This window comes from Enterobacter cloacae complex sp. 2024EL-00227, from assembly GCF_043945315.1.
In the GTDB taxonomy this organism is placed as follows: Bacteria; Pseudomonadota; Gammaproteobacteria; order Enterobacterales; family Enterobacteriaceae; genus Enterobacter; species Enterobacter roggenkampii.
Map to the genome: position 1 here is coordinate 1 of NZ_JBIMQP010000065.1, position 1221 is coordinate 1221.

The 1221-nt window shown below is 53.6% G+C and carries 1 protein-coding gene; it reads left to right on the forward strand.

All coding sequences use genetic code 11. The annotated features are described in order from the left end of the window. Positions 1–71 precede the first annotated feature (71 nt). A protein-coding gene (locus ACHH0Z_RS25560; protein WP_087451024.1) for an IS3-like element ISSen4 family transposase occupies positions 72–1192 on the forward strand; the annotation gives its coding sequence in 2 pieces (ribosomal slippage) (positions 72–330 and positions 330–1192; 1122 coding nt in all). Positions 1193–1221: the final 29 nt, after the last annotated feature.

The window sequence follows — 1221 nt, forward strand, 5'->3', positions numbered from 1 at the left end:
TGACCTGCTCCCCGTTGATTAGTACACCCCGATGTTAGTAATGTCTTCATAAGCCACATGAGGACATCCCCATGAAGAAGCGTTTTTCCGACGAACAGATCATCAGTATTCTCCGCGAAGCCGAAGCTGGGGTACCCGCCCGTGAACTCTGCCGCAAGCATGCCATTTCCGATGCCACGTTTTACACCTGGCGTAAGAAGTATGGCGGTATGGAGGTGCCTGAAGTTAAGCGCCTGAAGTCGCTTGAGGAAGAGAACGCCAGACTCAAGAAGCTGCTTGCCGAAGCCATGCTGGATAAAGAGGCGCTTCAGGTGGCTCTTGGGCGAAAGTACTGACGACAGACCAGAAGCGGGAAGCCGTGATGTTGATGTGTGATGCGACCGGTCTGTCGCAACGTCGTGCCTGCAGGCTTACAGGTTTATCCCTGTCGACCTGCCGCTATGAGGCTCACCGTCCGGCTGCTGATGCGCATTTATCAGGGCGCATCACTGAGCTGGCACTGGAGCGCAGGCGTTTTGGCTACCGTCGTATTTGGCAGTTGCTGCGCCGTGAAGGGCTTCATGTTAATCATAAGCGCGTGTACCGGCTTTATCACCTCAGTGGCCTGGGCGTAAAACGCAGAAGACGTCGTAAAGGGCTGGCAACAGAACGTCTGCCGCTGCTCCGTCCGGCGGCGCCCAATCTGACCTGGTCGATGGATTTCGTCATGGACGCACTTTCCACCGGTCGCAGGATCAAGTGTCTTACCTGCGTCGATGATTTCACAAAGGAATGCCTGACGGTCACTGTTGCCTTTGGGATTTCAGGCGTTCAGGTCACGCGTATTCTGGACAGCATTGCACTGTTTCGAGGCTATCCGGCGACGATAAGAACTGACCAGGGGCCGGAGTTCACTTGCCGTGCACTGGATCAATGGGCCTTTGAGCATGGTGTTGAGTTGCGCTTAATCCAGCCGGGCAAGCCAACGCAGAACGGATTTATTGAGAGCTTTAACGGACGATTTCGCGATGAATGTTTGAATGAGCACTGGTTCAGCGATATCGTTCATGCCAGGAAAATTATTAATGACTGGCGGCAGGATTATAACGAATGCCGCCCGCACTCCACGCTGAATTATCAGACACCGTCTGAATTTGCAGCGGGCTGGAGAAAGGGTCATTCTGAGAATGAAGATTCCGACGTTACTAACTGAGTGTTGTATCTAATCGTGGGGGCAGGTCA